This window comes from Streptomyces sp. NPDC054840 (assembly GCF_053611065.1).
In genome coordinates this window covers 1-5671 of record NZ_JBSGZP010000490.1, presented here as the reverse complement: position 1 = coordinate 5671, position 5671 = coordinate 1, and the positions used below count along the sequence as shown (strand labels likewise).

Here is a 5671-nt window from a genome sequence, read left to right as displayed (position 1 = left end):
CGCCCGAGGTGTGCCCTGATCCCCGGCGGATCGGCGGACGGCGTCGGATGCGGCGCATCGCAGAGCCGGGGGCGTCCTGACACCGGGCGACTTGCGGCGTTCCGGCAACGCGGCGGGGTGCCGTAGCTGTTTCGTGCGCCCGCCGGGGATGACGGGACAGCGGACGGGACAGCCGGCGGGACAGCGACAGCCCTCAGGCCGGGAAGGCCCGGTCGAAGGCCTCGCGGGTGGTGGGGTCGCGGTCGAGGATGCCGAACACGACCCGCTCGAAGACTCCGTCGAACCGGTCCGCGAGGAGGCTCCGGAAGGCTTCGGCGACCTGCGCCGGGTCGTTCTGGAACACCCCGCAGCCCCAGGCCCCGAGCACGAGTCGCCGGTATCCGTGCAGCGCAGCCACCTCCAGTACGAGCTCGGCGCGCCGCACCAGCGCCGCGGGGATCTCGGCGGTCCGCGCCGGCTCCTGCCGGCGGATCGTGCCCGCGTTCGGCGCCGGCGAGGTGAGGAAGCCGACCCGGAACGGGGTTTCCAGCAGCCCGCCGCGGTCGTCGCGGAAAACCGGGACCCCGGGCGAGTGAATCACCCGGTCGGTGTAGAAGGTGCTGCGCTCCGCGCGGTGGATCTCGTAGTACTCCGGGGCTTCGAGCAGGGTCTCGTACAGGGCCGAAGCCCGGCACAGCGCCTCCTCCTGGGCCTTGGCCCCGCGGACGTAACCACCGCCGGGGTTACGGGCCGAGGCGAAGTTCAGGACCGCGACGGCAGACGGGTCCGGGTGGTCCGGGGTGGGGGTCGCGAGCCTGCGGGCGGCGACCGTGCTGCTCTCCCCGGTGACCTCGACGACAGTCCCGCTGCCACGGGAAGCGATCTTTTCGTCTGGAATGACTCTGTTTGGTCCATATATCCTGGTTCCGGCCTTGGCTTCCGCCAAGGCGGCGGCCAGCGGAACCTGCCGTCCCGCCCGCGTCCGGTACCTCCCGGCCGCCAGGATCTCCGCGTTCTCCCGCGCGATCTCGCGCAATCTGCTGCTCACGCCGCCATCCTCCGTACTGCGATTCCCGGCGGCAAAGGAATTTGTGCCCCGAGGAGGGGTAGGCACGGGTGATGTCACGACCGACGACAGGAGACGAGGACCCGGTATGTCCCAGGATGCAACCGCTCCCCCACCCGCGCCCCGCCCGACCCTCACGTCCTCGATCAGCGAGACGCAGGCCGAGGACCTGATCCACGGCATCTGCTTCAAGACCGGCCCGCCCCGCCTCCTCGGCGCCGAGCTCGAATGGCTGGTCCTGGACGCCGAGCGTCCCGAGCGGCCGGTGCCGCCCGAGCGGCTACGCGCCGCCCACACCGCGGCCCGCGCACTGCCCCTGCACTCCCGGGTGACCGTCGAACCCGGCGGCCAGCTCGAACTCAGCTCGGCCCCCGCCACCTCCCTCACCGGCTGCGTGGACAACCTGCAGGCCGACCTCACCGCCGTACGCGCCGCCCTGCTGCCCCAGGGCCTGGTCCTGCGCGGCCTCGGCCGCGATCCCCGCCTCCCGTACCGCCGGCTCCTGAACAGCCCCCGCTACGACGCGATGGAGGCCTACTTCGACCGGACCGGACCGGCCGGGCGCGCCATGATGTGCGCCTCCGCCTCCGTGCAGGTCTGCGTGGACGCCGGATACGAGGAGCCGGGCGTGCTCGGCCACGGCCGGCGCTGGCGCCTCGCGCACCTGCTGGGCGCGGTCCTGGTGGCCGCCTTCGCCAACTCCCCCGCGCACGAAGGCCCGTACGCCGGCTGGCGCTGTGCCCGCCAGGGGATCTGGAGCGACCTGGACACCCGGCGCGCGCTCGCTCCGCCGCTGGACGCGGAACCCCGCACCGCGTGGACCCGGCAGGCCCTGGACACCGAGGTGATGTGCGTCCGGTCCTACGAGGGCGACGGCCCGTGGGAGTCCCCGCCCGGTACGACCTTCCGCGACTGGCTGCGCGCGGGCGGGCACCCCGAGCTGCGAGCGCCCACCGCCGAGGACCTGGACTACCACCTGACCACGCTCTTCCCACCGGTCCGCCCGCGCGGGCACCTGGAGCTGCGGATGATCGACGCGCAGTCCGGCGACGACGGATGGCTGGTCCCGGTGGCCGTCGTGCACGCGCTGTTCGACGATCCGGAGGCCGCCGAGACCGCGTACCGGGTGGCCAAGGGGCTGGCCGACTCGTACGGCACGCGGCCCGCGCCCCGCAATCCGCTCTGGCGGTCGGCGGCCCGGCACGGTCTGTCCGATCCGGAGCTGCGGGCGTCCGCGAAGGCCTGTTTCCGGGCGGCCGCGGAGGCACTGCCGCGGCTGGGCGCGAGCAGGCACGTCCGGGACACGGTGGGTGCCTTCACCGAACGCTACGTCCTGCGCGGCCGATGTCCGGCCGACGACGGATCCACGCAGGTGCTCACCGGAAAAGGGGTCCGCCGATGACCACCGGATCGCCTTCCACCCCCGCTTCCACCCCCGCTTCCACCTCCGACGCCGACTCCGCCTCCCGTCTGCGGGAGCGGGCGGCCGCCGCCCTGACCGCGGCACGCATCCGCACGGCCGGCCTCACCGACGCCGTGACCGACGAGGACCTCACCGCCCAGCATTCCCCGCTTATGTCGCCGCTGGTCTGGGACCTGGCGCACATCGGGAACCAGGAAGAGCTCTGGCTGCTCCAGCGCGTCGCCGGACGCGCATCGATGCGCCCCGAGATCGAGCCCCTCTACGACGCCTTCCAGCACCCCCGCGCCGAACGGCCCAGGCTGCCGCTGCTCGGGCCCGCCGAGGCCCGCCGGTACGCGGCCGAGGTCCGCGGCCGGGTCTTCGACCTGCTGGAGAGGACGCCCCTGGAGGGCAGCACGCTTCTCGACGACGGTTTCGCCTTCGGGATGATCGCCCAGCACGAGCAGCAGCACGACGAGACCATGCTGATAACCCATCAGCTGCGGCGGGGCGCCCCCGTGCTGACCGCCCCGGAACCGGACGGCCCCTGCGATCCGCCGCCCGCCGCCGAAGTCCTCGTCCCCGGCGGAACGTTCACGATGGGCACCTCCGCCGAGCCGTGGTCTCTGGACAACGAACGTCCGTCGCACGTGCGGGACACCGCGCCCTTCTGGATCGACACCGTGCCGGTGACGAACGCCGCGTACCTGGCGTTCATCGCCGACGGCGGCTACCGCGATCCGCGCTGGTGGGCGGCGCCGGGGTGGCAGCAGATCCGCGAGCACTCCATCGAGGCCCCGCTGTTCTGGCACCAGGAGGCCGGCCAGTGGCTGCGCCGCCGCTTCGGGGTGATCGAGCCGGTACCGGACGAAGAACCGGTTCTGCACGTCAGCTGGTACGAGGCGGACGCCTACGCCCGCTGGGCGGGGCGGCGGCTGCCCACCGAGACGGAATGGGAGAAGGCCGCCCGGCACGACCCGGCGACCGGCCGCTCCACCCGCTACCCGTGGGGCGACGGGGACCCGACCCCCGCACACGCCAACCTCGGCCAGCGGCACCTGCGCCCGGCGCCCGCCGGCAGCTACCCGGCCGGGGCCTCCCCGCTCGGGGTGCGCCAGCTGATCGGCGACGTGTGGGAATGGACCTCCTCCGATTTCCTGCCGTACCCGGGCTTCCGGGCCTTCCCGTACCGGGAGTACTCGGAGGTGTTCTTCGGCCCCGAGCACAAGGTGCTGCGCGGCGGCTCCTTCGCCGTGGACCCGGTGGCCTGCCGGGGCACCTTCCGCAACTGGGACCTTCCGGTGCGACGGCAGATCTTCGCCGGCTTCCGGACAGCGAGGGACATCTGATGTGCCGCCACCTCGCCTACCTGGGGCCGGTGGTGGCGCTCGGGGAGCTGCTGAGCGAGCCGGAACACTCACTGGTGCGCCAGTCCTGGGAACCGCGCCGCCAGCGGTCCGGGACGGTCAACGCCGACGGCTTCGGCATCGGCTGGTACGCGCAGGAGGACCCGGTGCCCGCCCGCTACCGGCGGGCCGGGCCGATCTGGGGCGACCTGACCTTCACCGACCTCGCCCGGGTGGTCCGCAGCGGGGCCGCGCTGGCCGCCGTACGGGACTCCACCCACCCGGGGGCGGACGCGGAGGCGGCCGCCGCCCCGTTCGCGGACGGGCCGTGGCTGTTCAGCCACAACGGGGCGGTGCGGAACTGGCCGGACTCCGCCGCCGCGCTCGCGGCGGGGCTGCCGCCCGCGGAGCTGCTCCGGCTGGCCGCGCGCACCGACTCGGCGCTGATCTGGGCGCTGGTCCTGCACCGGCTGCGGGCCGGGGACGACCTGGGCACGGCGCTGGCCGAGCCGGTCCGGGAGCTGGCCTCGGCGGCTCCCGGCTCCCGGCTGAACCTGCTGCTCACGGACGGCGTCACGATCGCCGCGACGGCCTGGGGCGATTCGCTCTGGTACCTGGCCGACGCGGAGCGGCGGCGCACCGTGGTGGCCTCCGAGCCGTACGACGACGACACCCGGTGGCGCGAAGTGCCCGACCGGACCCTGCTGACCGCCACCCGCACGAGGGTCGAACTGACCCCGCTCAAGGAGAACTCCCCGTGAACGACTTTGAGTTGACCCGGACACTCGACGAGCACGCCGCGGAGACGGCGCTGCGTACGGATGTGCTGCACGGGCTGACCCACACGCCGAAGGCACTGCCGCCCAAGTGGTTCTACGACGCGCGGGGCAGCGAGCTCTTCGAGGAGATCACCCGGTTGTCCGAGTACTACCCGACGCGCGCGGAGCGGGAGATCCTGCTGGAGCGGGCGCGGGAGATCGCCACCGAGAGCGGCGCCCGCACCCTGGTGGAGCTGGGCTCCGGGTCCTCGGAGAAGACCCGGCACCTCATCGAGGCGATGCCCGCCCTGGATACGTACGTGCCGGTGGACGTGAGCGAGAGCGCGCTGCGGGGGGCGGCCGAGACGCTGCTGGCGGAGCACCCGGGGCTGCGGGTCCACGCCCTGCTGGCGGACTTCACCCGTGCGCTGCGGCTGCCGGACTCCCCCGGGCCCCGGCTGGTGGTGTTCCTGGGCGGCACGATCGGGAACCTGCGGCCTCCGGAGCGGGCGGTGTTCCTGGCGTCCGTACGGGCGATGCTGTCCCCCGGGGACGCCCTGCTCATGGGGACGGACCTGGTGAAGGACGAGGCCGTGCTGGTGGCGGCGTACGACGACGCGCGGGGGGTGACCGCCGAGTTCAACAAGAACGTGCTGGCGGTCATCAACCGGGAACTGGGGGCGGATTTCCGCACGGCCGACTTCGCGCACGTGGCGGTGTGGAACAGGGAGCAGGAATGGATCGAGATGCGGCTGCGGGCCCGCTCGGAACTGGTGGTGAAGATCCGGGCGCTGGATCTGGTGGTGCCGTTCGCGGCGGGCGAGGAGATCCTGACGGAGGTCTCCGCGAAGTTCCGTCAGGAGGGCGTGCGCAAGGAGCTGGCGGCGGCCGGGCTGGAGCTGACCCGGTGGTGGACGGACGCGGCGGGCCGGTTCGCGCTGTCCCTGTCGGTCGCCGACGGCGTGGCCGGCTGAGCGGGAATGCCGGGTAGCGGGGTCGGGGTGGTCGTGGGGGTGACTCCGGCGACCGCCCGCTGAGCCGCCGCCGCGAGGTCCCGCCGGTGCGCGTACCGGCCCGGCGGGATCCGCGGCAGCAGCCTGACCTCGGCCCGTACCCCGCG

Annotated in this window: 5 protein-coding genes; 4 read left to right on the top strand and 1 reads right to left on the bottom strand. The window is 73.6% G+C overall.

Annotated elements, in window-relative coordinates:
* Nucleotides 1-193: 193 nt before the first annotated feature.
* Nucleotides 194-1027 (bottom strand): TIGR02452 family protein, encoded by an 834-nt coding sequence (locus tag ACWGIU_RS27655; RefSeq protein WP_453710206.1) that lies wholly within the window; start codon nt 1025-1027, stop codon nt 194-196.
* 106 nt (nt 1028-1133) lie between these two features.
* On the opposite strand from ACWGIU_RS27655, the gene egtA reads away from it, so the two are divergent.
* The 4 genes from egtA to egtD are packed head-to-tail and all read left to right on the top strand — an operon-like array spanning nt 1134 to nt 5525.
* Nucleotides 1134-2447 carry an ergothioneine biosynthesis glutamate--cysteine ligase EgtA gene (egtA, locus tag ACWGIU_RS27650; protein WP_453710204.1) on the top strand — a complete coding sequence of 438 codons (1314 nt, stop codon included), beginning with the start codon at nt 1134-1136 and terminating at the stop codon, nt 2445-2447.
* Nucleotides 2444-3796, top strand: coding sequence for an ergothioneine biosynthesis protein EgtB (gene egtB, locus ACWGIU_RS27645; RefSeq protein WP_453710202.1), 1353 nt, complete (start codon nt 2444-2446; stop codon nt 3794-3796). The genes egtA and egtB overlap by 4 nt, the downstream gene beginning before the upstream one ends.
* Nucleotides 3796-4554 (top strand): ergothioneine biosynthesis protein EgtC, encoded by a 759-nt coding sequence (egtC, locus tag ACWGIU_RS27640; RefSeq protein ID WP_453710200.1) that lies wholly within the window; start codon nt 3796-3798, stop codon nt 4552-4554. Before egtB ends, egtC begins: the two co-directional genes overlap by 1 nt.
* The gene (gene egtD, locus ACWGIU_RS27635) at nt 4551-5525 is read left to right on the top strand and encodes an L-histidine N(alpha)-methyltransferase (RefSeq protein WP_453710198.1); all 975 of its coding nucleotides are present in this window, start codon (nt 4551-4553) and stop codon (nt 5523-5525) included. Before egtC ends, egtD begins: the two co-directional genes overlap by 4 nt.
* Nucleotides 5526-5671 lie beyond the last annotated feature (146 nt).

Coding starts and splice junctions, on each gene's coding strand:
- egtA (WP_453710204.1), top strand. CDS start 1,134: ATGTCCCAGGATGCAACCGCTCCCCCACCCGCGCCCCGCCCGACCCTC.
- egtB (WP_453710202.1), top strand. CDS start 2,444: ATGACCACCGGATCGCCTTCCACCCCCGCTTCCACCCCCGCTTCCACC.
- egtC (WP_453710200.1), top strand. CDS start 3,796: ATGTGCCGCCACCTCGCCTACCTGGGGCCGGTGGTGGCGCTCGGGGAG.